The organism is Sodalis sp. RH15 (assembly GCF_047324255.1).
GTDB lineage: Bacteria > Pseudomonadota > Gammaproteobacteria > Enterobacterales > Enterobacteriaceae > Acerihabitans > Acerihabitans ligni.
The window spans coordinates 3,416,743-3,442,789 of record NZ_CP178738.1; the positions used below are offsets into that span (position 1 = coordinate 3,416,743).

Annotated in this window: 20 protein-coding genes; 10 read left to right on the plus strand and 10 right to left on the minus strand. The window is 56.8% G+C overall.

What is annotated here, in order from left to right; genetic code table 11:
* Window positions 1-4 precede the first annotated feature (4 nt).
* On the minus strand, window positions 5-1,534 hold the full coding sequence (gene pntA / locus ACL2XO_RS15600; RefSeq protein WP_132921476.1) for a Re/Si-specific NAD(P)(+) transhydrogenase subunit alpha: 1,530 nt from the start codon (window positions 1,532-1,534) through the stop codon (window positions 5-7).
* 327 nt (window positions 1,535-1,861) lie between these two features.
* Here pntA and ydgH point away from each other — a divergent pair, with 327 nt between their 5' ends.
* On the plus strand, window positions 1,862-2,818 hold the full coding sequence (gene ydgH / locus ACL2XO_RS15605) for a DUF1471 family protein YdgH (protein ID WP_132921475.1): 957 nt from the start codon (window positions 1,862-1,864) through the stop codon (window positions 2,816-2,818).
* A 135-nt stretch (window positions 2,819-2,953) separates the two neighbouring features.
* Here the strand turns inward: ydgH and ACL2XO_RS15610 are convergent, their stop codons facing one another.
* Complete coding sequence (locus ACL2XO_RS15610; RefSeq protein WP_132921474.1) at window positions 2,954-3,379, minus strand: hypothetical protein; 426 nt, start codon at window positions 3,377-3,379, stop codon at window positions 2,954-2,956.
* 253 nt (window positions 3,380-3,632) lie between these two features.
* On the opposite strand from ACL2XO_RS15610, the gene rstA reads away from it, so the two are divergent.
* The 4 genes from rstA to ACL2XO_RS15630 all read left to right on the plus strand — a co-directional run bounded on the left by rstA (window position 3,633) and on the right by ACL2XO_RS15630 (window position 7,486).
* Entirely contained in the window at window positions 3,633-4,358 is a 726-nt protein-coding gene (gene rstA, locus ACL2XO_RS15615) for a two-component system response regulator RstA (RefSeq protein ID WP_413724529.1), read from the plus strand.
* Window positions 4,355-5,668 (plus strand): two-component system sensor histidine kinase RstB, encoded by a 1,314-nt coding sequence (rstB, locus tag ACL2XO_RS15620; protein ID WP_203521332.1) that lies wholly within the window; start codon window positions 4,355-4,357, stop codon window positions 5,666-5,668. The genes rstA and rstB overlap by 4 nt, the downstream gene beginning before the upstream one ends.
* A gap of 218 nt (window positions 5,669-5,886) precedes the next feature.
* Window positions 5,887-6,225, plus strand: a complete 339-nt coding sequence (asr, locus tag ACL2XO_RS15625; RefSeq protein ID WP_132921471.1) for an acid resistance repetitive basic protein Asr — start codon at window positions 5,887-5,889, stop codon at window positions 6,223-6,225.
* Between the two features lie 397 nt (window positions 6,226-6,622).
* A complete protein-coding gene (locus ACL2XO_RS15630) occupies window positions 6,623-7,486 on the plus strand; it encodes a trypsin-like serine peptidase (RefSeq protein WP_413724530.1) in 864 nt (287 codons plus the stop codon).
* Window positions 7,487-8,014: 528 nt separating this feature from the next.
* Here ACL2XO_RS15630 and hrpA read toward each other — a convergent pair.
* A complete protein-coding gene (hrpA, locus tag ACL2XO_RS15635) occupies window positions 8,015-11,899 on the minus strand; it encodes an ATP-dependent RNA helicase HrpA (protein ID WP_413741014.1) in 3,885 nt (1,294 codons plus the stop codon).
* Between the two features lie 230 nt (window positions 11,900-12,129).
* Between hrpA and ACL2XO_RS15640 the strand changes: the two genes are divergently transcribed.
* Window positions 12,130-12,732 (plus strand): FMN-dependent NADH-azoreductase, encoded by a 603-nt coding sequence (locus ACL2XO_RS15640; protein ID WP_132921468.1) that lies wholly within the window; start codon window positions 12,130-12,132, stop codon window positions 12,730-12,732.
* A gap of 52 nt (window positions 12,733-12,784) precedes the next feature.
* On the opposite strand, the gene ACL2XO_RS15645 is transcribed toward ACL2XO_RS15640, so the two are convergent.
* Window positions 12,785-13,018: a YnbE family lipoprotein gene (locus ACL2XO_RS15645; protein WP_413741015.1), complete on the minus strand. Its 234-nt coding sequence runs from the start codon at window positions 13,016-13,018 to the stop codon at window positions 12,785-12,787.
* The gene (locus ACL2XO_RS15650) at window positions 13,015-15,666 is read right to left on the minus strand and encodes a YdbH family protein (RefSeq protein WP_413724533.1); all 2,652 of its coding nucleotides are present in this window, start codon (window positions 15,664-15,666) and stop codon (window positions 13,015-13,017) included. Before ACL2XO_RS15650 ends, ACL2XO_RS15645 begins: the two co-directional genes overlap by 4 nt.
* 73 nt (window positions 15,667-15,739) lie before the next feature.
* Here ACL2XO_RS15650 and ACL2XO_RS15655 point away from each other — a divergent pair, with 73 nt between their 5' ends.
* Window positions 15,740-16,732: a 2-hydroxyacid dehydrogenase gene (locus tag ACL2XO_RS15655; protein ID WP_132921465.1), complete on the plus strand. Its 993-nt coding sequence runs from the start codon at window positions 15,740-15,742 to the stop codon at window positions 16,730-16,732.
* A 315-nt stretch (window positions 16,733-17,047) separates the two neighbouring features.
* On the opposite strand, the gene ACL2XO_RS15660 is transcribed toward ACL2XO_RS15655, so the two are convergent.
* Together ACL2XO_RS15660 and ACL2XO_RS15665 are read right to left on the minus strand one after the other, a co-directional pair.
* Window positions 17,048-17,314 (minus strand): DUF333 domain-containing protein, encoded by a 267-nt coding sequence (locus tag ACL2XO_RS15660; RefSeq protein WP_132921464.1) that lies wholly within the window; start codon window positions 17,312-17,314, stop codon window positions 17,048-17,050.
* 139 nt (window positions 17,315-17,453) lie between these two features.
* Window positions 17,454-18,101, minus strand: coding sequence for a hypothetical protein (locus tag ACL2XO_RS15665; RefSeq protein ID WP_413741016.1), 648 nt, complete (start codon window positions 18,099-18,101; stop codon window positions 17,454-17,456).
* 191 nt (window positions 18,102-18,292) lie between these two features.
* On the opposite strand from ACL2XO_RS15665, the gene nifJ reads away from it, so the two are divergent.
* From nifJ to ttcA, 3 genes are all read left to right on the plus strand, one after another.
* On the plus strand, window positions 18,293-21,820 hold the full coding sequence (gene nifJ, locus ACL2XO_RS15670) for a pyruvate:ferredoxin (flavodoxin) oxidoreductase (RefSeq protein WP_413724536.1): 3,528 nt from the start codon (window positions 18,293-18,295) through the stop codon (window positions 21,818-21,820).
* Window positions 21,821-21,937: 117 nt separating this feature from the next.
* Window positions 21,938-22,417, plus strand: coding sequence for a hypothetical protein (locus ACL2XO_RS15675; protein ID WP_413724537.1), 480 nt, complete (start codon window positions 21,938-21,940; stop codon window positions 22,415-22,417).
* Window positions 22,418-22,523: 106 nt separating this feature from the next.
* Window positions 22,524-23,459, plus strand: coding sequence for a tRNA 2-thiocytidine(32) synthetase TtcA (gene ttcA, locus ACL2XO_RS15680; RefSeq protein WP_413743070.1), 936 nt, complete (start codon window positions 22,524-22,526; stop codon window positions 23,457-23,459).
* Window positions 23,460-23,488: 29 nt separating this feature from the next.
* Here ttcA and ACL2XO_RS15685 read toward each other — a convergent pair whose 3' ends face one another.
* The 3 genes from ACL2XO_RS15685 to corA form a co-directional block, all read right to left on the minus strand.
* Complete coding sequence (locus ACL2XO_RS15685; protein WP_203523182.1) at window positions 23,489-23,686, minus strand: hypothetical protein; 198 nt, start codon at window positions 23,684-23,686, stop codon at window positions 23,489-23,491.
* Window positions 23,687-24,062: 376 nt separating this feature from the next.
* Entirely contained in the window at window positions 24,063-25,046 is a 984-nt protein-coding gene (gene zntB / locus ACL2XO_RS15690) for a zinc transporter ZntB (protein WP_132921458.1), read from the minus strand.
* A 24-nt stretch (window positions 25,047-25,070) separates the two neighbouring features.
* Window positions 25,071-26,042 carry a magnesium/cobalt transporter CorA gene (gene corA / locus ACL2XO_RS15695; RefSeq protein WP_413724539.1) on the minus strand — a complete coding sequence of 324 codons (972 nt, stop codon included), beginning with the start codon at window positions 26,040-26,042 and terminating at the stop codon, window positions 25,071-25,073.
* Between the last annotated feature and the right edge of the window lie 5 nt (window positions 26,043-26,047).

The following is a 26,047-nucleotide window of genomic DNA, read 5'->3' on the forward strand; positions in this document are numbered from 1 at the left end:
CCCCTTAATTTTTACGAAACATTTTCAGCATGCGCTGAGTCACGGTGAAGCCACCGAAGATATTGATGCTGGCTATCAGTACGGCGATAAAAGACAGGAAAGAGACCCATCCGCCATGACCGATTTGCAATAACGCACCAACGACAATTATCCCGGATATGGCATTGGTCACCGACATCAGCGGGGTGTGCAACGCATGACTGACATTCCAGACCACGTAATATCCGACGATGCAAGCCAGGGCAAACACGGTGAAATGCGACAGGAAGTCGCGGGGGGCGACGCTTGCCAGCCAGCCGAATAAAATAATCGCGATAGCGATCAGGATATATTTTTTCAGCGGCGAACCGGGTTTTTCCACCGGTTTCGCCAGGGGCGCCGCGGCCTTAGCCTGCTGCGGCTGGGCGGAAACCTGAATCGGCGGCGCGGGCCAGGTGAGTTCGCCATTTTTTACCACGGTAACGCCGCGGATCACGGTATCGTCGAAATCCACCACGATTTCGCCGTTTTTCTCTTTACACAGCAGCTTCAACAGATTGAGCAGATTGGTGCCGTAGAGCTGGGAGGATTGGGTCGGCAACCGGCTGGGTAAATCGGTGTAGCCGATGATACGCACGCCGTTTTCGGTCATGGTCACGGTATCGGCTACGGTTAATTCGCAGTTACCGCCGGTCTGTGCCGCCAAATCGACGATGACGCTACCCGGCTTCATGGAAGCGACCATCTCTTTGGTGATGAGTTTGGGCGCCGGTCTGCCGGGGATAAGCGCGGTGGTGACGATAATGTCCACGTCCTGCGCCTGGGCGGCAAACAGGGCCATTTCGGCTTTGATAAAGGCCTCTGACATCACTTTGGCATACCCGTCCCCGCTGCCGGCTTCTTCTTCAAAGTCCAGCTCCAGAAACTCCGCGCCCATACTGTTGACCTGCTCTTTCACTTCAGGACGGGTATCGAAAGCGCGGACAATAGCGCCCATGCTGCCTGCGGCGCCGATAGCGGCAAGTCCGGCCACCCCGGCACCGATTATCATGACCTTGGCCGGCGGCACTTTACCCGCCGCCGTAATTTGCCCGGTGAAGAAACGGCCGAATTCATGAGCCGCCTCCACAATGGCGCGGTAGCCGGCGATATTCGCCATGGAGCTCAAGGCATCCATTGACTGCGCGCGGGAGATGCGCGGCACGGCATCCATCGCCATCACGGTGATATTATTGGCGGATAGCTTCTCAAGCAAAGCCGGATTCTGCGCCGGCCAGATAAAGCTGACCAGGGTACTGCCGTTTTTGATTAAGGGTATTTCATCATCCGCCGGCGCGTTAACCTTCAGAATGATATCGGATTGCCAGACATCGGAGGCGTCTGTGATTGAAGCGCCGGCCGCTACAAAAGCGGCATCTTCAAAGCTGGCAAGTTTGCCTGCGCCGCTTTCAATCGCTACTGTAAATCCCAGTTTGAGCAATTGTTCAACGGTTTTAGGCGTTGCGGCAACGCGGGCCTCGTTGGCCAAGCGTTCTTTCGGTACACCAATACGCATAGCTTTCCCTTTTAACTGTTCTTTCTGAAAATAACCGTCATCCTGACCCAAGTGTCAAATGTGTCATACCGCAGACCCTGGGATCACCCTACAAGAGCCATACAATAACCTACTTAAAATAAAAACAGCGGTCTACAGATTGTGCCGGTTAAGCACTTTTTCAGTAAAAAAACCGGCATAGTTTACCGCTCTTTCGCAATTGTTATTCACACTGACATAAATTGCTGAGACACTTGCTATTATTACATGCCATAATCGGCAGCTAATCTGTTATACATCAACAGTTCAGCATGTTTAGCGTGAAAGCGTACGTCGAAAGGACTTTTTATGAAGCTGAAGAAAGCATTACTGGCATCTGCGTTATTGACGTTAACCACATTGTCGACGCAGGCCGCCCAAGAGCTGACACCTGAAAAGGCAGCCAGCCTGAAACCTTTTGACCGGGTCTATGTTACCGGTCATTTTAATTCTATCGGCGATGCCGCCGACGCCGTCTCAAGACGGGCCGATGAGGAAGGGGCCGCCTACTTTTACATTCAGGGCTACGGCGATAACAGCAGCAGCAGCGGCAACTGGCGAGTGGCCGCCGATATCTACCGTAAAGACGCGCCGTCTGCCTCCACCGCCACGCAATATCGGTACTATAACGGCGTAAAAGAACTTCCCAAGGACGAGGCCAACCTGCTCGAGCCTTACGATACCGTCACCATCAGGGGCTTGTTTCACAGCCAGCCTGATGTTAACGACGCCATCACCAAGGCCGCCAAAGAGAAAGGCGCCGCCTCATTTTATATTGTGAGGCAAATCGACGCTAACGAAGGCGGCAATCAAAGCATCACCGCCTTCATTTATAAAGCCGATGCGCCGAAACGCGTCCTGCAAAGCCCTGACGCCATTCCGGCTGACTCCGAGGCGGGACGGGCCGCGCTGGCCGCCGGCGGCGCCGCCGCCGCCAAAGTTGAAATACCCGGCGTAGCATCGTCCGGTACCCCCAGCTCCGCGGTGGGCCGCTTCTTTGAAACGCAGTCAACCACCGGTAAGCGTTACAGCGTCACGTTACCTGACGGCACCGTTATTCAGGAAGTCAATAATGTAACCGCCGCGGAAATGGTGCCTTTTGATTCGGTCACCTTTACCGGACACTATAACAGCACCACCGACGTCTCCGAGCAGGTTGCCCGTCTCGCGGCCAAGAAAGGCGCGAAATACTACCATATCACCCGGCAATGGGAACAGAATGCCAGCGGCGGCAACCTGACCGTCTCCGCGGATTTGTTCAAATAGTTATTGATTGATTGTTCGATAAACAGGGCGAGGATAACTCGCCCTGTTTTTGTTGACTCAGTGCCCGGTCGGAACAGGCTGCCGGATCGTAAACACGCCGTGAATACAATCACTGTAGGCTCGAACCGCGCCAGCTCAGGCGGCCGGTATTTCAGGAATGGTCGTCAGTTGGATGGACAGCCGTTCGTCGTGCTGTTGCAATGAGAGATGATCGCCGAATTCATGTTGAATGGCGCCGAGCTGACCTTTTTCCAGCGCATAGGGTAACCGGATTTCAAAGCGGAAAATACCTTGCTGCTCCGCCAGGGCGATAAGGCGGATGATATTGGTTTCGTCGTTGACCTGGGTGGAAAGCACCTGCAGCGCCAAGGCCTTGAGCTGTTCCTGGTGGGTATGGGAATGTACGGGCGGGGTTTTGGTCACGATGCCGAAAATCGGCATGACGCCATAAATGGCATCAATGAAGCTCCAGCGCTTTTTGCAGCTGGCGGATAAATAGTGCGTATAATCAAAGCAGAAACTTTCGCCCTGAACGCCAGCATCGAGCTGATATTTTGCCATTTTGCCCCATCCCCCCCTCGCTGTCCCGGCGTAATCCCCGCCACACAATGTGCCGATAACTATAGCATAGGGTAATGAATAATAGGTGAATAGGCGGGCGGTTCAAGGGCAACAGAATAGTAATATTTTATTTATTATTTAGGGTATATACCCTTCAGGACATTTCCTAACGCATATCCGATGGCGCAATAACGTCTCAGGCGGTATGCTCAGTACCATTTGTTTCACCTAATGTACGCAGATTATCGGCACAATGAATAAGATTGTTTTTGTTGAAGATGACACCGAAGTCGGCAACCTTATTGCAGCATGGCTCGGTAAACACGATTTCGAGGTTACTCTCGAACCGCGGGGAGATCGCGCCCAAGAGGTGATTATGCGTGAAAACCCCGATCTGGTGTTGCTGGATATCCTGCTGCCGGGCAAAGACGGTATGACGATATGCCGGGATTTACGCCCGGTCTACAACGGTCCTATCGTTCTGTTGACTTCCCTGGACAGCGATATGAATCATGTTCTGGCGCTGGAAATGGGCGCCAATGATTATATTTTGAAAACCACCCCGCCGGCGGTACTGCTGGCGCGGCTGCGTTTGCATCTGCGGCAGAGCGCCTTTGTTCCCCGCGAGGTATCTCCTGCGACGGGCAGTACCGGCAGCGTGCTGCATTTCGGGCAGTTAAGTATCGATTTAATTAACCGGGAAGTGATTCTGGGCGCAGAAACGGTTTTGCTTTCCACTTCCGACTTTGAACTGCTGTGGGAACTGGCGACCCACGCCGGCCAGATCATGGATCGCGAGGCGTTACTGAAAAATCTACGCGGCGTCAGCTACGACGGCCTTGACCGCAGCATCGACGTCGCCATTTCCCGGCTGCGTAAAAAGCTCTATGACAATGCGCTTGAGCCCTTTCGCATCAAGACCGTGCGTAATAAAGGCTACCTGTTCGCGCCGAACGCCTGGGAGAGCGCCCGGCCATGAGGAAGTTGTTTATCCAGTTTTATTTGCTGCTGTTTGTCTGTTTTCTGGTAATGACGCTGTTGGTGGGCTTGGTTTACAAGGTCACCGCCGAACGCGCCGGCAGGAAATCCATGGATGACCTGATGAAGAGCTCCCTTTACCTGATGCGAAATGAGCTGCGCTCCATTCCTCCCCGCGATTGGAACAAGACCATCAATAAGCTGGACATCAATCTCTCCTTCAGTTTGCACATCGAACCGCTGAGAAAATATCAGCTCAACCCCGGTGACGACTTGCGGCTGCGCCGCGGCGAGATTGTCGCGCTGGACGACGAATACACTTTTATCCAGCGCATTCCCCGCAGTAATTACGTGCTGGCCGTGGGGCCGATCCCTTATCTGTTTTTCATTCATGAGATGCGCTTGCTTGACCTGGCGCTGCTGGTTTTTATCGGCCTGTCGCTGGCTCTGCCCGTGTTTATCTGGATGCGGCCCCATTGGCAGGATATGCTCAGGCTGGAAACGGCGGCACAACGGCTCGGCGCCGGCTTCCTGGATGAACGGACCCATTTCGACAGCGCTTCCAGCCTTTATCGGCTTGGGGTGGCGTTCAATCAGATGGCTGACAATATCAATACCCTGATTGCCAGTAAAAAGCAGCTTATTGATAATATCGCCCATGAACTGCGCACGCCGCTGGTGCGATTACGCTACCGGCTGGCCATGAGCGAAGGGCTGTCCACGGAAGAACAGGAACGGCTGAATCATGATGTCAGCCAGCTGGAAGGACTGATAGACGAGTTGCTGACTTTTGCCCGTCTCGATCGTCCACAGGTTACCCTGAACCTGACGTCGGTGGATCTGCCGGGCTGGCTGGCTGAGAAGCTGGCCGATATCCGATTGGTGCACGGAGAACGGGTGATTCATGAGGACATTCCCGACCAAGGGAATTTCGGTCAGGTGGATGCCCGGCTTATGGAACGGGTGCTGGATAATCTGGTGAATAATGCCCTGCGCTACAGTCAGCAAATGATCAGCGTGAAATTGGGCGTAGAAGACCAATACGGTTACCTGCAGGTGGATGACGACGGTCCCGGCATCCCCGAAAGCGAGCGCCAGCGGGTGTTTGAGCCTTTTGTCCGGCTTGACCCCAGCCGCGATCGCAGCACCGGCGGCTGCGGACTGGGCCTGGCCATTGTCCGCTCCATCGCCCAGGCCCATGACGGACAGGTGATCGCCGATACCAGCCCCCTGGGCGGAGCGCGGTTGCTTTACCGCTGGCCGGTCAACAGCCATCCCCTCGCTATTCCGGTCATAAAAAGCCCCTTTTGACCTGCGGAGCCAGCTTTGCGTACCGTGCGCCAATGCTCCGCCGGGGCATGGGTTCTCTAAAAGTATGTTGTAACTAAAAAGGGTAATTCCTCTATTGTACATTCGGTTACACGCCGATACCAAACACTCACGGACGCCATGGTTTTATTCCCCTATTGTGTGTTCACCGGCCCCGATCCGGGGTTGTAAATAGAAACCGCAATTCTGAGGATTTGACAATGAAAAAAGTACTTGCACTGGTTATTGCTGCTGCCATGGGATTGTCCAGCGCGGCTTTTGCCGCTGATACCACTACCTCTACTACTACCCCGGCGTCTACCACCACCAGCACCACGGTGACCAAGACTCCGGCTAAGACCGTAACTCATAAGAAACATGTTAAAAAAGCCAAGAAAGCACCGGCCCAGACTGCCCAAGCAGCCAAAAAACATGTGAAGAAAGCTCATAAGAAAGCCGCCCCGGCGCAAACTGCCCAGGCTGCTAAAAAACACGTGAAGAAAGCCCATAAGAAAGCCGCTCCGGCCGCTGCTGCAGCCACTACCACTCCGGCATCTTAATAACGGTTTAGCCTTAATCGGCTTACCGGACCGCGTGCGGGTTTAACCATAGAAGTGCGGCGGTAAAAGCTGAAGAAGTTAACATTTTAGCGGATTATCATTAGCTATTCGACACCCGGTTAACCGGGTGTCGGTTTCTTTAGGGTCTCGCCTATGCTGCGCCGCTACTTATATGAAATCATTTTAGGTTGCCTGATTCTTTGTGCGGTCATCAGCGCCTTCTTTTATATTTAATTGCTACATGCCCCCGCAGGTTCGTCGCGTGTTTTTGTGCTGATTAGCTATTTAGCGTCCTGAAACACAACGTAATTCTCTTCATTTGCATCGTTTTCCACTATAGTAAGATAATCATTTTTTAATGGATGATATTCCAACTTATCATAAGGCGAGCTTGTTTATGCGCACCTTCCCGCTGTTGCTGCTGTGCCTGTTATCCGTGAGTATCCATAACGCCGCTTCAGCCAGCCTGACCAAAGAGCAAAAAGTGCTTTTTTTCGGCCATGACAGCCGCCAGCCCATCACCAAGCCTGATACCAGACCCTGGCAGGCCATAGGTCAGATAGAGACCGCCAGCGGCAATCTTTGCACCGCCACCCTGATTTCCCCTCATCTGGCGTTAACCGCCGGCCACTGCGTTCTGGCGCCGCCGGGGAGTATCGACAAAGCCATCATGATCCGTTTCGTCGCCGTGCACCAAGCCTGGCGCTACCACAGCAACGCCATTGAAACCCTGGTGGACAAGAATCTGGGCAAGCGGCTCAAACCCTCCGGCGACGGCTGGGTCGTCCCGCCCGACGCCGCGCCCTATGATTTTGCGCTTATCCGCTTAGACAAGCCGTTTCGGAAAATCATTCCGCTGCCGTTATGGCAAGGGGATCGCGCACAGCTCACGGCACAGCTGAAACAGGCCGACCGTCTGGTGACCCAGGCCGGTTATCCCGAAGACCATCTCGATACCCTGTATGTCCATCAGGATTGCCAAATAACCGGCTGGGCGCAAACGGCGGTGTTATCCCACCGCTGCAATACCCTACCGGGAGACAGCGGATCGCCGTTGATGCTCAACACCCTGGCCGGTTGGCAATTGATTGCGATACAAAGCTCGGCGCCGCTGGCCAAAGACCGCTATCGAGCGGACAACCGCGCCCTGGCGGTAACCGGCATCCGCAGCGAACTGCTGGCCCTGGCGGGAGATACGGACGGCGCGGCCAATGCCCCGGCCGACAGCCAGCCCAAACTGCAAAAAACCGCGGCAAAATAATCCTGGAATACCCCGCGTTCGCCGGACGTATAACGAGCGTGTTAAAGGGAGACCGTGCTGCTGGGGCCGAAGCGGGCGTGGTTTTACCGCCCGCCGGAGCGCCCCACAGCGCGGTAGGCCCGCGATCGCCGATCGTGCAATGATTCGTGTTAAAGGGAGACCGTGCTGCTGGGGCCGAAGCGGGCGTGGTTTTACCGCCCGCCGGAGCGCCCCACAGCGCGGTAGGCCCGCGATCGCCGATCGCGCAGCGAGCGTGTTAAAGGGAGACCGTGCTGATGGGGCCGAAGCGGGCGTGGTTTTACCGCCCGCCGGAGCGCCCCACAGCGCGGTAGGCCCGCGATCGCCGATCGTGCAATGATTCGTGTTAAAGGGAGACCGTGCTGATGGGGCCGAAGCGGGCGTGGTTTTATCGCCCGCCGGAGCGCCCCACAGCGCGGTAGGCCCGCGATCGCCGAACGTACAACGAACCGGCCAAAGGGAGACCGCGCCATCACCGGACTAAAACGTGCCCGGCGGCACGAGCCGCCCCTACAACTCCACCTGATCCATCGCCTGCAGAATACGTTTTTCTGAAATAGGATACGGCGTACCCAGCTGCTGGGCAAAATAGCTGACCCGCAGCTCCTCGATCATCCAGCGAATCTCCTTCACGTCCTCATCCTCGCGCCGAAGGGGCGGCAGCTTCGCCAGCCACTGCCGCCAGGTCTGCTGAATTTGTTCAATCTTCAGCATCTGCGCCCGATCCCGGTAAATATCAACGGACAATTTCTCCAGTCGACGCTCAATAGCCCGCAGATAACGCAAAGTATCCCCCAACCGCTTCCAACCGTTGCCGGTAACGAAACCGCGATAAATCAGGCCGCCCATCTGGCTTTTGACATCGGATAACGCCAGGGCAAGGGCGATATCCACCCGGCCCTTCAGACGCTGATTGATAGCAAACACCGCCGTCAGTATCTGCTCCACCTGACTGGCGATAGCCACCACTTCCGCATTGAGATTGGCCCGCACATGCTCCTGCAAGGCGGCGTACTCTTCCTCGCTCCACACCACGCCTCCCCGCTCGGCCATCAGTTTATCGATGGCGCAGGAAATGCAGTCGTCTATCAAATCAAGCACCTTGCCGTAAGGATTGAAATAAAGACCCAACTTGGCTTTATTGGGCAATTTTTCATGCAGGTATTTGATCGGCGAAGGAATATTAATAAGCAGCAGCCGGCGGATACCCAACCACATGGCGCGGTGCTGGTCATGCTCGGTTTCAAACAGGCGGATGGCGACGCTCTGTTTCTCATCCACCAGGGCCGGGTAGGCTTTCAGCGAATAACCGCCCTTTTTCTGTTCATAGCGCTTGGGTAAAGTACCGAAACTCCATAAATGCAGATCCCGCTGCTCCAGGCCGTCATCGGCTACCGCCGACAGGGTTTGTTGCACATCCGCCTTGAGCTTGAGTTTAAGGGCATCCAGATCCTTGCCTTCAGCCAGGGTCTTTTGCCGATCGTCGATCACGCGAAAAGTCATTTTCAGATGATCCGGCACCTGGTCCCACTGCCAGGCATCCCTGTCCACCGTCACGCCGGTCATACGGCGCAGCTCCCGCTCGAGCGCATCCAGCAGGCCGCCTTCCCCTGGCGTTACCCGCTGCAAAAAGGCCTCGGCGTAATTCGGCGCCGGCACGAAGTTACGGCGTAACGTTTTTGGCAGGGATTTGATCAAGGCAATGACCAGCTCGCGGCGAACGCCGGGGATCTGCCAGTCAAATCCCTGTAAAGAGACCTGATTCAACAGCGGCAGCGGAATGTGCACCGTCACGCCGTCGGCGTCGGCTCCCGGTTCAAACTGATAGCTCAGCCGCAGTTTAAGGTTACCCTGTCGCCAGACATTGGGATAATCCAGGGCGCTGATATCGTCCGCTCCGTCTTTGATCAGCATATTTTTTTCAAAATTGAGCCGGTCGGGATCCTGCCGGGACACCTCTTTCCACCAGCTGTCGAAATGCTGCGCCGACACGACCTCTTGGCCGATGCGTCCGTCATAGAACGCAAACAGCGTTTCATCGTCCACCAGAATATCCCGGCGCCGGGATTTATGCTCAAGCTCCTCCACTTCACCCAGCAGTTTGCGGTTGGCGTGAAAGAACGGATGGCGGGTGAGCCAGTCCCCCTCCACCAGCGCATGGCGGATGAACAGTTCGCGACACAGGGCCGGGTCGATCTGGCTGTAAGTGACTTTGCGGCCGGTGACGATAGGCAGGCCCAGCAGGGTCACTTTTTCCACCGCCATCACCGAACCCGCCGCTTTTTCCCAGTGCGGCTCGCTGTAGCTGCGTTTGACCAGGTGCTGGGCCAGCGGCTCAATCCATTCCGGATCGATACGGGCGGCAATGCGGCCCCAGAGGCGGCTGGTTTCCACCAGCTCAGCCACCATGGTCCATTTTGGTGGTTTTTTGAACAGACCGGAGCCGGGATAAATAGCAAAGCGGGCATTACGCGCGCCGGTGTATTCGTGCTTATCAACGTCCTTCTGGCCGATGTGGGATAATAAGCCGGTCAACAGGGCGCAATGCAGACCGCGATAGTCCGCCGGCTGGGTATTCACCGGCAGGCCGAGGGTTTTCACGGTTTGACGCAGCTGGGTATAGACATCCTGCCACTCCCTGACCCGCAAATAGCTGAGAAAATCGGTGCGGCACAGCCGGCGGAACTGGCTGGAGGGCAGCAATTTCTGCTGCTCCTGCACATAATCCCATAAATTCACGAACGCCATGAAATCCGACTCTTTATCGGCGAAGCGGCGGTGCTTTTCATCGGACGCCTGCTTTTTATCCATAGGCCGCTCGCGGGGATCCTGGATAGACAGGGCGGAGGCAATCACCATGACCTCCCGCACGCAGCCGTTGTTCCTGGCTTCCAACACCATCCGCGCCAGGCGCGGGTCCAGCGGCAATTGCGCCAGCTGCCGTCCGAGAGGGCTCAGGCGATAGCCCCGCGTGGTTTCAGACCCCAGGGCCCCCAGCTCTTCCAGCAGCCGCACGCCGTCCTGGATCTGGCGCTTATCCGGGGCTTCCACAAAAGGAAACGCTCCGATATCCCCAAGCCCGAGGGAGGTCATCTGCAAGATAACCGACGCCAGGTTGGTGCGCAGAATCTCCGGATCGGTAAATTCCGGACGGGAAAGAAAATCCTCCTCGGAGTACAGCCGGATACAGATACCGGCGGAGACCCGTCCGCACCGGCCTTTACGCTGGTTGGCGGATGCCTGGGAAATGGGTTCGATAGGCAGACGCTGCACCTTGGTGCGAAAACTGTAGCGGCTGATGCGCGCGGTGCCGGGGTCAATGACATATTTGATCCCCGGTACGGTTAACGAGGTTTCGGCCACATTGGTGGCCAGCACGATACGGCGGCCGCTATGGGACTGGAACACCCGGTTCTGCTCGCTGTTGGATAAACGGGCATAAAGCGGCAGCACCTCGGTATGGGGTAAATCCAGCTTGTTCAGGCCGTCGGCGGTATCGCGGATTTCACGCTCGCCGCTCATGAAAATCAGAATATCCCCCGGCGACTCCCGGCTCAATTCGGCCACCGCGTCAAAGATCGCCTGGGACTGATCGTTATCTCCCTCCCCCGCGCCGTCCGCCACCGGCCGGTATCGCACCTCCACCGGATAAGTGCGCCCTGAGACTTCAATTATCGGGGCGTGGTTGAAGTGACGGGAAAAGCGCTCGGGATCGATGGTGGCCGAGGTGATAATGATTTTCAGGTCGGGCCGTTTGGGCAACAGTTGATAGAGATAGCCGAGGATGAAATCGATATTCAGGCTGCGCTCATGGGCTTCATCGATAATCAGCGTGTCGTACTGGAGCAGCAGCCGGTCCTGCTGAATTTCCGCCAGCAGTATGCCGTCGGTCATCAGCTTCACCAGGGTGTTATCGCCCACATGATCGTTGAAACGAACCTTGTAGCCCACCGCTTCTCCCAGCGGCGTCGCCAGTTCCTGGGCGATGCGATCGGCAACGGTGCGCGCCGCCAGCCGCCGCGGCTGGGTATGGCCGATAAGGCCGGTGATGCCTCGCCCCAGCTCCAAACAGATTTTCGGGATTTGGGTGGTTTTACCGGAGCCGGTTTCACCGGCGATAATCACCACCTGATGGTCGCGAATGGCCTGCAGGATATCGGCGCGCTTCTGGCTTACCGGTAAATCTTCGGGATAGGAAATAGCCGGACGGGCCGCCCGCCGGCTTTCCGCTCGCTGTACGGAAAGCCGGATATCGGCGGCAATGTGTTCGGTTATGGCGGCTTGCGCCTCGGGGCTCTCTTTCATGGCGCCCTGCAAACGACGGCGCAAACCGGTTTTATCGCGGAGCATTACCGACTCCAACGAAGCGGACAGCGCCGCCAGCGGTGACTTCACGTTATCTTTCCTCAAAACCTGCGGCCGGACAGTGCTTAATGTGCCGGCCCGGATGCTTTCATTTCGCCAGCTTATCATATCTGCCGGCAGGACTTTAACTCTGCCGCCGGTTTGTTCAGTAAATTCGAACAAACAACTCGAAATATTGCGCTTTCACTGACCGGGGTTTGTGAATAGAGTGTTACTCATTGCCTAAGGGTCAATCCCCATTGAAGAATAAGGAATGAAAGATGAGTAAGGTATTAGTGATTAAATCAAGTATTTTGGCTACGTTTTCACAATCCAACCAATTGGCCGATCATTTTATCGAACAATGGAAGCAAAACCACAGCGGCGATGAGATTACCGTGCGCGACCTTGCCGCACAACCGATACCGGTGCTGGATGGCGAATTGGTGGGCGCCCTGCGGCCGGCGGATGCTACCCTGACGCCCCGCCAGCAGGAGGCCCTAACCCTGTCCGATGAGTTGATTAACGAACTGCAGGCCCATGATGTGATTGTTTTTGCCGTCCCCATGTACAATTTTAATATTTCCACCCAGCTTAAAAACTATTTTGACCTGATTGCCCGTGCGGGCGTGACCTTCCGCTACAGCGAGCAGGGTCCGGAAGGCCTGGTCAAGAATAAACGCGCGTTTGTCCTCACTACCCGCGGCGGCATCCATAAAGATACCCCCAGCGATCTGGTAACCGCCTATCTGCGGTTATTCCTCGGATTTATCGGTATCACCGATGTGCAATTCGCCTTTGCCGAAGGCATCGCCTATGGTCCGGAAGTGGCCGGCAAGGCGCAGGACGAAGCCAAAGAACAAATCAACCAGTTTGCCGCCTGAGTATTCCCTCTCTGCCATGAAGCACTGTTGCGCATCTTCGGATGCGCTTTTTTTATTTGGCCGGCGGGCAGGCGTTGGCGTTGGCGTTGGCGTTGGCGTCGGGACAGACCACCGGCTGCAGCAAGGCGGCGCTGCGCTTGTCCGCCGTAATGTTGATGTCATGTTCAATTCTGACATTCATATTGATGGTAATGGGTTCCTTGGGCATCGCCAGCTCGATACGCGGAACGCATGCGCTCACCGGCAGCGCGGCCAGAATTACCATGAGTTTGATGCCCGATGTCATTGCGCTCCCCTTGTAGTCAGCGCAGGCTGCGCCGCCTGTTTTTCCAGCGTCTGTTCAACCTGGGTGCCGAAGCGCAGGCTTCGCCACAGTTGAAACAGGTTTTCCTGATGACGGTAATTCAGCCGGACTTCCCGCTGAGCATTGATTTGTGAATTGGTGCCGGTGATGTGCGCCAGCAGCAGCAGATTCCCCGATCGATCCAGGTCTACCTCGGCGCGAGTGCGGGTGATTTCCATATAGCGCAGCCAGTCAATGGCCGCACGGGTCGCCAGATTACTGCTGCCCAACTGGTCGGCGAACTGTTTATCCAATCGCAAGGTCATATTACCGTCGTTGGCCAGCCAGCCGTGGCGAATATAGCCGGCCGGGTCGGCGAAATTCAGCGGCAATTCGCCGCTGACCCGGCCTGAGACGGCAAATTGCCGGGTATTAAGCACGGTGACGAGTTCGCTCATTTCAATGGATTTCAGGCTGAGCACCGCCGCCTCCCGCTGCGGCAGGCGTAGCGGCGACAGGCGGATGCTGCCGCCGAGGGTATCCACCGCCGCCTGGGTCAGCGTCAGGGGCCGCCTTTCGTCGTAAGGATAATAGCCCTGCAGCCCGAGCGCCAGGTGGTCGAGGTTAATTGGCGTTACCACCTTGTGGATATTCAGGGTGACGGGCTGTTTGACCCCCAGCAGCCAGCGCTGGTCCTGCAACCGGTAAGACAGACCGAGGGCAATGCCCTGTAAATGGTTTTCCTGCATCCAGACATCGCCCTCGCTCACCACCGCATGGCCCCCCGCCAGAAAACCTTGCCCGGGCGCGGCTGAAAAGGCGCTCTGGGCGTGGAATTCACCGTCCCGCAGGGTCATTTTCAGCTCCGGCGCCAGCAGGGTCTGAAATACCCGCAGCGGCTGCTGCGGCCACCAGGCCTGGCCGCGCAGGCGCGTTCCGTCCCAGCGTCCGTTTACTCTTACCGGACCGATGGCGCCGGCCTGTAGCTTGCCCCGCCAGAGAAAATCCTGCGGGTCGCGCCCCGACAGTTGCAATACGAGGCGCGGCTGCGGCATGTATCCGCCCCGTTTGATGTCTATGCGCCGGGCGGACAGACTCATCCCGCCGCTAAACGCCGGCTGCGACGCCTTGCGCTGCCAGCGGAACGGGGTTACAAGCTTCAGGCGGGGTTCATCCACATGCACCAGGCCGTATTCCAGCCCATCGAAGCCGCTGTTCATTTCGCTCAGTTCAATCATATCTTCCAGCCAACTGCCCCGTCCGTTGATATCCCAGCGGGCGTGAAACGGCGAGAGATAACCGTTACCCCAATAGCGCCAGCGCCACTGCCCCTGGTCAGGCAAAAAGTTGCTGGCCCGTCCGTCGAGATGCAGGGTTAAATTCCCCATACGGGCGGCATCCGCCAGCAGGATGGCCTGCAGGCGGCCGCTCAGGCCGCGGGAGGAGAGCTGCATGCCCGCCAGCGGTAAACGGGCGCTGGTGATATTCAAAACATTGAACAGCGGCCCCACCACCCTCAGCAGCGCGCCGGGGGACATTACCAGGACAGGATCGCTCAAGGGGCCCCTCAGTTGGCCCGGGATCGAGGCATCCAAAGACAAATCACCCTGATTGGCCAGCCCGGTCAGGCGAAAATCCAGCGCGTTATCCGTCAGGCCGATTTTGCCCGGCCCCAGGTTCAGAACCGCGTTGGCTTTACCCCGCAATCCCTCGGTGAGGACATTCAGCCGGGCGCTGATTTCCAGGCCGACCAGCCCGGCTTGCCAGTTTTTCAGGTTAAGGCTGATATGGCCCGCCAGGGGCTGTGACGCATAGGGCCAATGCCATTCGCCCCCGGAGATGGCAATGGACTCATCGCTCACCTGCCAGGGTAAGCGCGCCAGGGTGAAATCCGTCTGACTGTCGCTGATAGTCAGCTCGCCGTTTTGCTGCCGCCAGTCAAACCTGGCGATGAGCGGCGTACCGTCGGGAGAAGCCATGCCGGCCGTCAATGCGCCCCGCTCCGGCGGCAGCAGTATCTGGGGGGACAGGCCCAGGCTGCCCTGTAAACGTACCCACTGGCGGCCGGCGGCATCATTGAGGGTTAAATCATTCACCGTCAGCTGCCGGTCCAGCATGCGCAGATCCGCCGTCACCTCGCCGCCGCGGTAGTTCAGCCGCGTGTCGTTTCCCCGGTGAACCAGTTGCAGTTCGCCGCCATAGGCTTGCCAGGGGGCCACCGACAGCCGCTGGATATGCAGCGAGAAGAACGGCAGCTCCCCCAGCACCCCTTGCCATGTCAAAGGCGCTCCGCTATCGGCTGCGGACGCAGCGCAGAGGGTATTCGCCGTGACCTGTCGCGCATCAAGGCGCCAGCCGCCGTTGCCGCGGCCAAGAGAGACACCGCTGCCGTCCAGCCAATCGCAATTCCCCCGGACTAACCGGATATCCGGCAACGCCAGCTGACCCTGCCGCCAGACGGGACGTCCGTCGAGGATTAAACGAACGTCGGCGGGCAGGTAGCGCTGCGCCCATAGCGGCAGCCAGGCCGGCGTAAAATACCAGGCAGCGCCCACCAGCACGAAAATAACCACCAGCAGCGACAGCAGAAAACGGTGGGCCTTGAAAAAAAAAGCGCCTTTACGCCCTAAAGTGCCCGATACTGTGGTCATGCCATTCCTTTATTGTCCCGATGTCTGCAAGATATCATACTTGGGTTGAAAATTTTGCTAGCGAGAAGAGTGTATGAAAATCGCCGTCTACAGTACTAAAAATTACGATTTGAAATATTTATCAAAAGTGAATGAAGAGTATGGTTACGATCTGGAATTTTACGAATTTCAGTTAACCCCGCGTACCGCCAAAACCGCCGAAGGATGCGATGCGGTATGTATCTTCGTCAATGACGACGGCGGCCGCGACGTGCTGGAAATACTGGCCGCCCACGGCGTGAAGACGGTGGCGCTGCGCTGCGCCGGGTTTGATAATGTGGATTTGGACGCGGCGAAAAAACTGGGCATTGCGGTGGTGCGCGTACCGGCCTACTCGCCGGAAGCCGTGGCGGAACACGCCATCGGCCTGATGATGTGTTTGAACCGGCGTATCCATCGCGCTTATCAACGTACCCGCGACGCCAATTTTTCGCTGGAAGGGCTGATAGGCTTTAATATGCATAACCGCACCGCGGGCGTTATCGGCACCGGTAAAATCGGCGTGGCCGCCATGCGGATCCTGAAGGGCTTCGGCATGCGGCTGTTGGCCTACGATCCCTATCCGAGCGCGCAGGCGCTGGAGCTGGGGGCAGAATACGTAGACCTGCCGACGCTGTTCGCCCAGTCCGACGTCATTACCCTGCACTGCCCTCTGACGCCGGAAAATCACCATCTGCTGGACCGGGAAGCCTTTGCCAAAATGAAAGACGGCGTAATGATCATCAACACCAGCCGCGGCGGGCTCATTGATTCCCAGGCGGCCATAGAGTCGTTGAAGCTTCAGAAAATCGGCGCCCTGGGGATGGACGTATATGAAAATGAGCGGGATTTGTTCTTTGAGGATAATTCCAACGACGTGATCCAGGACGACGTCTTTCGCCGCCTGTCGGCCTGCCATAACGTGCTGTTCACCGGCCACCAGGCATTCTTGACGGAAGAAGCGCTGACCAGCATCGGCGAAATAACCCTGCAAAATCTCAGGCAAATCAGCGGCGGGGAGCACTGCCCGAATCTGCTGAACGGCTGACGGTTTTAAGGCGGCGGCGTAGAGTGATGTGAGACAGCCCGCTGGTTTAGCGGGCAAGCGCTTGTTGACAACGTGCCCGGCCGGGACAAGATGCTAGATCGTAAACACGCCGTAAATCCATCCCTGGAGGCTCGATCCGCGCCATCCCTGGCGCGGACGGTTTACTCTTCTAGCATCCTGCCCCGCCGCATAGACTCCGAGTACGTTTGTCAGCACTCTGAAGACGCTGGTTTAGCGGGCTATCACTTTTGTCCGGTCTTGACTTTGGCGGTTGAACTTTTTCCCGGTTCCCCGCACCTTTCATTACAGCTGTGACTACAGCGCGTTGCGGGCCAGGCTTTCCATGGGTTTGCGCTTGCCGTCCGCCAGCTGGCACATCTCCACCGAGCTGCCGTCCAGCTGCTGCGCGGTGGTGGGACTGCCCCCCGCATTGATACAGCTGGCCTCGATAACCGTCATCGCCCGCTGCTCAGGCGGCAAGTGGGCCGACGTGCCCTGCTGTTCAGGTTCCTGATTGGAATGACTGCTGCAGGCGACCAAAAACAGCGCCGACGTCGCCAATAACCACAGACTCACCTTCATCAATGTGCTCCGGAAAGAGGTATTAGGAACAATCTTAAGGCTGTCAGTGTAGTCGCACAAAATGTATGCGTCGAGACTCAATTGCGTTTTTGATTATAAAATCATCAGACCGGCCAGTCTTTTCACTCGCTGCCCTGCTTTATAACTGCGCCAGGCTGATTATCGCCTCATGGGCAAGCACCGCATCCAAAGGGGTTATTCGGTAGTTCCCCGGTTTTTTGCCTGACGCTTTATCATCAGCAGCGCCGGGCGCCAAAGCCCCCTCATCTAAGGTGGAACCCTCATATTTCTCATCATCAGCGGGAACGTCTTTTAGAATGGCCTGTTTTTTATCCATACAGGCGGAAAATGACTTTATGGTCATTAAGAGCTTCTCATCGTGTATTCCATGCTTCTCGGCAACGCTCTGCCATTTTTCTCCTTTTTTCAGCATCGCCCCCGCTGAACCGTCATGACCGGCCATCAGGGAGGCGGTGTGTATTTTTCGCAGGGAATCTTTATTTTTTATACAGTATTTGTCGACGGTAGCTTGGCAGTTGCCGCCATTCAAAACCGCTTCTATGGCGAGTTTTAGATAGCGTTGCGTCATCTCTTGTACTTCAAGCATCACTTTTTCACTGAATTCGCTATGACTGGCGCGACGACCGATATTCGGGCTGGCGTTCTCGTTATTCACCGCTGCTACAGGCAGAGCGTTTTTTAAAGGTTTCGTTTGAACCGTGCCCGGCGTAAGCGAACTTCCCACAGATAATGCAGCTGATTTCAGGCTTGTTATGTTATTCATCATTATATCCCACAGGGTTAAAGGGAGTGTAATATAGTGAATACTGTTCAAACAATTCCGCAACTGCCCTGGGATAATTCATCCCCGTCGCACAAAAGCAAAAATACCCTGCGCCCGCTACTGTTATACTCATGGCTAATTATGATAACCCGATGATTTTATGGTTATCATCCGTTGAGCAAATAAGGCAGAACATGATCACCACAGACGGTAATAACGCAGTCGCCTCGGTGGCTTACCGTGTTAACGAAGTTATCGCGATATATCCCATCACCCCCAGCTCAACCATGGCGGAACTGGCTTCCGCCTGGTCTGAAGCCGGCACCGCCAATATCTGGGGCGACGTGCCGCGGGTGGTTGAGATGCAATCCGAAGGGGGCGCCATCGCCACGGTACACGGCGCCTTGCAGACCGGCGCCTTGTCCACTTCCTTCACCTCATCCCAGGGATTGCTGTTGATGATCCCGACCCTGTACAAACTGGCGGGGCAATTGACGCCGTTTGTACTGCACGTGGCGGCCCGCACGGTGGCCACCCACGCACTGTCGATTTTCGGCGATCACTCCGATGTCATGGCGGTACGCCAGACCGGCTGCGCCATGCTGTGCGCGAGCAATGTGCAGGAAGCGCAGGATTTTGCGCTGGTCTCCCATATCGCCAGCCTGAACAGCCGGCTGCCGTTTATCCATTTTTTCGACGGTTTCCGCACCTCCCATGAAATCAATAAAATCGCGCCGCTGTCTGACGATACGCTGAAAACCCTGCTGCCGCAGGCGGGCATCGACGCCCACCGGCAGCGGGCGCTGACGCCGGATAACCCGGTCATTCGCGGCACCTCCGCCAACCCGGATACCTATTTCCAATCGAGGGAAGCCACCAACCCCTGGTACAACGGCGCGTTTGCCCATGTGGAACAGGCAATGGACGCGTTTGCCGGCGCCACCGGCCGCCGTTACCAACCCTTTGAGTACTACGGCCATCCCCAGGCCGAGCGGGTGATAATCCTGATGGGATCGGCCATCGGCACCTGCGAAGAGGTTATCGACAGCCTGCTGGCGCGGGGTGAAAAGGTGGGCATGGTGAAAGTCCGTCTTTATCGCCCGTTTTCCGCCGAACATCTGCTGGCGGCCATCCCGGACAGCGCGCGTAGCATCGCGGTGCTGGATCGCACCAAAGAGCCGGGAGCGCTGGCGGAGCCGCTTTATCTGGATGTGATGACCTCCCTGGCGGAGGCCTACAGCCAGGGCCGGCGCGACAGCCTGCCCCGCACCATCGGCGGCCGCTACGGCCTGTCGTCGAAAGAGTTCGATCCCGCCTGCGTCCTGGCGATCTTTAATGAGCTGGCATTGCCCCGGCCGCGGCCGCGTTTCACCGTCGGCATCTTTGACGATATCACCCATTTGTCCCTGCCGCTGCCGGAGGCTGATTTACCCCATCGCGCCAAACTGGAAGCCTTGTTCTACGGCTTGGGCAGCGACGGGTCGGTTTCCGCCACCAAGAACAACATCAAAATCATCGGCAACAGCACGCCGCTGTTCGCCCAGGGTTATTTTGTCTATGATTCGAAAAAGGCCGGCGGCCTGACGGTTTCCCACCTGCGGGTCAGCGAACATCCCATCAATTCGGCCTACCTCATCAGCCACGCCGACTTTATCGGCTGCCATCAGTCGCAGTTTATCGACAAGTACCAAATGGTGGAGCGCCTGCGGCCGGGAGGTATCTTCCTGCTGAACACCCCCTATGCCGCTGACGAAATCTGGGCGCGGCTGCCGCAGGAAGTGCAGGCGCTGCTGATTGCGCGCCAGGCGAAGTTTTATATTATCAATGCGGCGCAGATTGCCCGCGAATGCCAGTTGGGAGCGCGCATCAATACGGTGATGCAGATGGCCTTTTTCCAATTGACCGACGTATTGCCCCAGGACAGCGCCCTCGCCGCCCTGCAGTCGGCCATTGCCCGTAGCTACAGCAGCAAGGGGCAGGAACTGGTGGAACGCAACTGGCAGGCCCTGGCGGCTACCCGGGAAGCGCTGCACGCCGTGCCGCTGCGGGAAGTCAATGAACACAGCCCGCTGCGCCCGCCGGTGGTGTCCGACGCGGCGCCGGATTTTGTCAAAACCGTCACCGCGGCAATGCTGGCGGGTCTCGGCGATGCGCTGCCGGTTTCCGCCCTGCCGCCGGACGGCACCTGGCCGGTGGGCACCACCCGCTGGGAAAAACGCAATATCGCCGAACGCATCCCTCTGTGGAAACCGGAGCTGTGTACCCAGTGCAATCACTGCGTGGCGGCCTGCCCCCATTCGGCGATCCGCGCCAAGGTGGTCTCCCCCGAGTCCATGAGCGCGGCCCCGGCCGGACTGGCGTCCCTGGAAGTGAAATCCCGCGATATGCGCGGCCAGAAATACGTTTTGCAGGTGGCGCCGGAAGATTGTACCGGCTGTAACCTGTGCGTGGAGGTCTGCCCGGCCAAAGACCGGCAAAACCCGGACATCAAGGCTATCAATATGGCTTCGCGGCTGGAGCATGTGGAAGAGGAAAAGATCCATTACGACTTCTTCCTGAATCTGCCGGAAATGAAACCCGAGCAGCTGGAACGCATCGACATCCGCACCTCTCAGCTGATTACCCCGCTGTTCGAGTACTCCGGCGCCTGCTCCGGCTGCGGCGAGACGCCGTATATCAAGCTGCTGACCCAGCTGTATGGCGACCGGCTGCTGATAGCCAACGCCACCGGCTGTTCTTCCATCTACGGCGGCAATCTGCCCACCACGCCCTACACCACCAACGCCGAGGGGCGCGGTCCGGCCTGGGCCAATTCGCTGTTTGAGGATAACGCCGAGTTCGGGCTGGGATTCCGGCTGACGGTGGATCAGCACCGCCGCCGTGTCCTGCGTTTGCTGAACCAGCATCGCGATCTGCTGCCGGAGGGCTTGCTGGCCGGATTGCAGGCCGACGGAGTGGCCGTGCCGGAACGCCGCGCACAGATCGAACAGTTAAGAGTCCTGTTGAAACCCCATACCGGCGGCGACAGCAGGCAACTGGCCGCGGACGCCGATTATCTGGTGGATAAATCCATTTGGCTTATCGGCGGCGACGGCTGGGCCTATGATATCGGCTTCGGCGGCCTGGACCATGTGTTGAGCCTGTCGGAAAACGTCAATGTTCTGGTGCTGGATACCCAATGTTATTCCAATACCGGCGGCCAGCAATCCAAAGCCACCCCGCTGGGGGCGGTAACCAAATTCGGCGAACAGGGCAAGCGCAAAGTCCGCAAGGATTTGGGGGTGAGCATGATGATGTACGGCCATGTCTATGTGGCGCAAATCTCCCTCGGCGCCCAGCTCAACCAGACGGTGAAAGCCATTCAGGAAGCCGAGGCTTATCCCGGCCCGTCGCTGATTATTGCCTACAGTCCTTGCGAAGAGCACGGCTATGATTTGGCGTTAAGCCACGACCAGATGCGCCAGCTCACCGCCACCGGCTTCTGGCCGCTGTATCGTTTCGATCCCCGCCGCGGCGATGAAGGCAAACTCCCCCTGTCCCTGGATTCACGCCCGCCCAGCAGCGAGTTAAGCGCCACCCTGCTCAATGAGCAGCGCTTTAAGCGGCTGAACAGCCAGCAGCCCGAGGTGGCCAGCGCGCTCTATCAGGCGGCGGAAAAGGATTTGAAGGCGAAATATGACTTCCTGGCCCGCATGGCGGGCAAAGGGGAGACGGCGGAATAAGCCGGCTGGATTTATTGACAACCTGTCCGGCCGGGAGCGGCCGGCCGGCGATTCCGGACTTTTCAGCCGGCGGCAGAGGCGCTATTATGCCCGCGGCTGGATTGATACGGATGAAAAATGGATCGCAACGATATTGTCGAAGTGCCCCGGCACGGCAGGTTTTTTCTTTCATGGGTTGCCTATGTCCGCCCCTGGATATTGTTCGCCATGCTGACCGCCATCGGCTTGCTGGTATCCCAGTCCGCCAACGCGGCCAATATCATCCTGGCCGGTTACGTCATTTTGTTTATCGGCATCGTTAAGCTGATTTATGATCTGGCCTGGCGCCGGCGCTTTCGGTTTTTTTATGACCTGGAAGGCGTTTGGCTGGTGCGCGGCCTGCTGCCTGGGCGCCGGGGTAAAAAGGGGCTGTCCTGGCTGGAAATCGACGAGGTCGCCTGTGACAGCGGTCCGTTCAGCTGGCTGACAAAGTCCTACGGCATCACCATCAGCCATCGTTTCAGCGCCACCCGCCAATTGCACATCAGCCAAATCAAACATGGCGATCGGGCGGTGGCGGCCATCAATGAAAGGCTGATGCAGGAATTCACGGACTGAGCGATGTCTGCCCGACCCGCCTCATCCATTCTCCTGCGTTGCCGTTTTATAGAATCGCATTACCGCGCCGCTGTCAGACACAGTCCCGTACATAACACCTTAAGGCATAATTACCGTGGTTGATCAAAAACAGATTTATAACTTCAATAAGCTTCAGAAGCGCTTGCGGCGCAATGTGGGCCAGGCCATCGCCGACTTCAACATGATTGAGGAAGGGGATCGCATCATGGTCTGCCTGTCGGGAGGCAAGGACAGCTACACCATGCTGGACATCCTGCGCAGTCTGCAGCAAAACGCGCCGGTGAACTTTACCTTGATAGCGGTGAATCTGGATCAGAAACAGCCCGGCTTCCCCGGCGATGTATTGCCCGCCTACCTTGAATCGCTGGGTATCGAATATCACATCGTTGAAGAAAATACCTATGCCATCGTTAAGGATAAGATTCCCGAGGGCAAAACCACCTGTTCCCTGTGTTCAAGGCTGCGGCGGGGAATTCTCTACCGCACCGCCGGCGAGCTGGGCGCCAATAAGATTGCCCTGGGCCACCATCGCGACGACATGCTGCAAACGCTGTTTCTGAATATGTTCTACGGCGGTAAATTAAAGGCCATGCCGCCCAAACTGATGAGCGACGACGGCAAACATATTGTCATTCGCCCCCTGGCCTACTGCCGGGAAAAGGATATCGAACGTTTTGCCGCCGCGCGGGAATTTCCCATTATCCCCTGTAATTTGTGCGGCTCCCAGCCCAACCTGCAGCGGCAGGTGATCGGGAATATGCTGCGGGATTGGGATAAACAGTATCCGGGACGGATAGAAACCATGTTCCGCGCCATGCAAAACGTGGTGCCCTCCCATTTGGCGGATAGCAATCTCTTTGACTTCAGGCAGTTGAATGCCGGCGATCCGTTAATAGCGGGCGGAGATCTGGCCTTTGACCGGGAAACGCTGCCGGCGATGCCGGTGGGCTGGCAGGATGAACCGGAGGAGTTATTGCAGCTCTCTGTTCACCAGCGTTTGCCGGTGACGGAAATCAAATAAGTTAACGCCGCCCGCGGGCGGCGGCCTGATCAAAAAAGATGAGGCGGCGGGTCGTTGATGGGTTTGGGATCGGGATTATAGGGCGGTTCCAGCGGCGGCTCCGGCAGCGGATTGGGGATCGGCGGCGGATCGGTGGGTATGGGCTCATTGGGAATCGGCTCGGTGGGTATACTGAACCGATATTGATTAGCGCGTGCCGTGCCAGAGGGCGTAGTAGTCAACGACATAGTGTCCACCTCGTAGGGAAATATCGAAATAATTGCATAAATTACAGCGGCAAGTCATGGCTATGCCGTCGGATTCAGCCATTGGCGCTGCACTCAAGTCATGTTAATGAAATACTCTTTAAGGATAGCCGGGAGGGGTTAAAGCGCAAAAAAAATGCCAGGTTCTAAAACCCGGCATTATATGAATTAAATATGCTATGCAATAATTCAAAAAAAGGAAGTAAGACAATATGGAGCGCAACGCCCATCGCTTGACGTTGCATTCACCTGCACAATGGATAATGCCTGATTCTAAGCATCGGCTTTTTGATATTGCTCAATATTGATGAGCTTTTTGGATACTTTTTACCGAATATATTTCCATAAAACGCCAATGTTATAGCCATTTACGACGTTTTAACCACCATGCAACCCCCAGAACCAATAAAACCAACAGCAGACAAAACAGGCTAAAACCATAACGCATATTGCCGCCGGGAATGCCGCCCAGGTTAACGCCGAACAGGCCGGTGAGGAAGGTGGTGGGCAGGAATACCATTGCCATCAGGGACATGGTATAACTGCGGCGGTTGATGGCTTCCGCCGTCAGCGAGTTGATTTCATCGGCGATGACCGCCGTGCGCGCGATGCCGCCGTCAATATCCTCTATGCCCCGCCCCAGCCGGTCGGCGATATCCTGCATCCGGCGCCGGTCGTCCTTGTCCATCCAGGCCAGATGCTCGCTGGCCAGACGCGAGAACACGTCGCGCTGGGGCCCCATATAGCGGCGCAGCACAATCAACTGCTTGCGCAGCTGCGCCAGCTGGCCGCGCGGCGGAATGCGCTGTTCAAGCAGGTCGTTTTCCAGGGCGATTATCCGATCGTGCATTTCATCGATGAAATCACTGGTATGATCGGTCAGGATATCGCTCATCTCCACCAGCCAGGTACCGCTGTTGACCGGGCCCTGTTTTCTCTGCAGCCCTTCAAGAATCTCTTCCACCGCCTGTATAGGCTGACGCCGGGTGGTGACAATCAGCTTATCGGTGATATAGATGCGCAGTACGATCAGCTCTTCGGGGTACTCTTCGGTATTAAAATTAATGCTCCGCAATATAATCAGCGCCCCTTCGGGCAGCCGGTTTATCCTGGGCCGCGTGCTGTTGCCCGCCAGCGGCTCACGCAAGGGGTCCGGAACCAGCGGCGTATCATTCAGCCATTCCATGCTGGCCTGGTGCTCAATATCCAGATGCAGCCAGCACGGGTGGTCGCAATGGGCAATATCCGCCGCTTCAATGGGCCGGATACCCCCGGCGCCGTCCAACTGGCCGGCATAAACCACACCATTGATATGCAAAGCGTTTTGATCAATAACGTCCAACGTCTCACACCTTTTTTCCACTGACTATAACCAACCTGAACGTTTGAGTTTCCGATGCAGGGCAACACAGCCGGCAAGGGTCACCAGCAGCGTGACCGGATATCCCCAGGGCATTTTCAATTCCGGCATCGAGGCGAAGTTCATGCCGTACAGACTGAAGATAACCGTTGGCACCGCCAGGATAGCGCCCCACCCGGCCAACCGTTTTACCACTTCGTTTTGCCTGACCGATACCATCGCCAAATTCACATGCATCGCATTGGTCAACATTTCGCGCATATCATCGGTAAGCGTGATCACCTGATGAGCATGATCCTGGACGTCGCGGATATAGGCCCTCAGCTCTTTGGGAATAACGGCTTCATGCAGATGAATCAACTGGTTGCAAATATCGTCGATGGGCACGGCGGCATTGTGCATAGCCAGCAGATCGCGGCGCAGTCGATAAACCTCTTCCACCGCCTGCGGATCGAACTCGGACTTGAACATGGCCGACTCGATGCCGTCAAATTGCGTCTCGTACTGGCCGATGATTTCCCGGTAATTATCCACCACAAAGTCCAGTATAGAATAGAGCGCGAATCCCGGCCCTTTGGCCAGCAGCTTGGGCGTTTCCTCCGCGCGCGCGCGAATGGCGGCGTAGCTGGAGGAGGCGCCGTGACGAACGGTAATCAGAAAATGCGCGCCGACGAAAAAATGTGTCTCGCCATACTGTATTTTATCATCCACCCGCTGGGCGGTTTTCACCACGATAAACAACGAGTCGCCGTAGGTTTCCAATTTTGGCCGCTGATGGGCGGTAAGCGCATCTTCGATGGCTAAGTCATGCAGATGGAATTCTTGCTGTATTTTTCGCATGAATGCATCATCGGGCGCAAACAGGCCTAACCAGACAAACGCGTCGGGCTGTTTTAACACCTCGCTGATGTCGTCGATGGTGACTTCACCTATTCGACGTCCCGCTTGGTAAGCAACGCTGTTTATCACCTTGTCCATTATTT

Coding starts and splice junctions, on each gene's coding strand:
- pntA (WP_132921476.1), bottom strand. CDS start 1,534: ATGCGTATTGGTGTACCGAAAGAACGCTTGGCCAACGAGGCCCGCGTT.
- ydgH (WP_132921475.1), top strand. CDS start 1,862: ATGAAGCTGAAGAAAGCATTACTGGCATCTGCGTTATTGACGTTAACC.
- ACL2XO_RS15610 (WP_132921474.1), bottom strand. CDS start 3,379: ATGGCAAAATATCAGCTCGATGCTGGCGTTCAGGGCGAAAGTTTCTGC.
- rstA (WP_413724529.1), top strand. CDS start 3,633: ATGAATAAGATTGTTTTTGTTGAAGATGACACCGAAGTCGGCAACCTT.
- rstB (WP_203521332.1), top strand. CDS start 4,355: ATGAGGAAGTTGTTTATCCAGTTTTATTTGCTGCTGTTTGTCTGTTTT.
- asr (WP_132921471.1), top strand. CDS start 5,887: ATGAAAAAAGTACTTGCACTGGTTATTGCTGCTGCCATGGGATTGTCC.
- ACL2XO_RS15630 (WP_413724530.1), top strand. CDS start 6,623: ATGCGCACCTTCCCGCTGTTGCTGCTGTGCCTGTTATCCGTGAGTATC.
- ACL2XO_RS15640 (WP_132921468.1), top strand. CDS start 12,130: ATGAGTAAGGTATTAGTGATTAAATCAAGTATTTTGGCTACGTTTTCA.
- ACL2XO_RS15645 (WP_413741015.1), bottom strand. CDS start 13,018: ATGACATCGGGCATCAAACTCATGGTAATTCTGGCCGCGCTGCCGGTG.
- ACL2XO_RS15650 (WP_413724533.1), bottom strand. CDS start 15,666: ATGACCACAGTATCGGGCACTTTAGGGCGTAAAGGCGCTTTTTTTTTC.
- ACL2XO_RS15655 (WP_132921465.1), top strand. CDS start 15,740: ATGAAAATCGCCGTCTACAGTACTAAAAATTACGATTTGAAATATTTA.
- ACL2XO_RS15660 (WP_132921464.1), bottom strand. CDS start 17,314: ATGAAGGTGAGTCTGTGGTTATTGGCGACGTCGGCGCTGTTTTTGGTC.
- ACL2XO_RS15665 (WP_413741016.1), bottom strand. CDS start 18,101: ATGATGAATAACATAACAAGCCTGAAATCAGCTGCATTATCTGTGGGA.
- nifJ (WP_413724536.1), top strand. CDS start 18,293: ATGATCACCACAGACGGTAATAACGCAGTCGCCTCGGTGGCTTACCGT.
- ACL2XO_RS15675 (WP_413724537.1), top strand. CDS start 21,938: ATGGATCGCAACGATATTGTCGAAGTGCCCCGGCACGGCAGGTTTTTT.
- ACL2XO_RS15685 (WP_203523182.1), bottom strand. CDS start 23,686: ATGTCGTTGACTACTACGCCCTCTGGCACGGCACGCGCTAATCAATAT.
- corA (WP_413724539.1), bottom strand. CDS start 26,042: ATGGACAAGGTGATAAACAGCGTTGCTTACCAAGCGGGACGTCGAATA.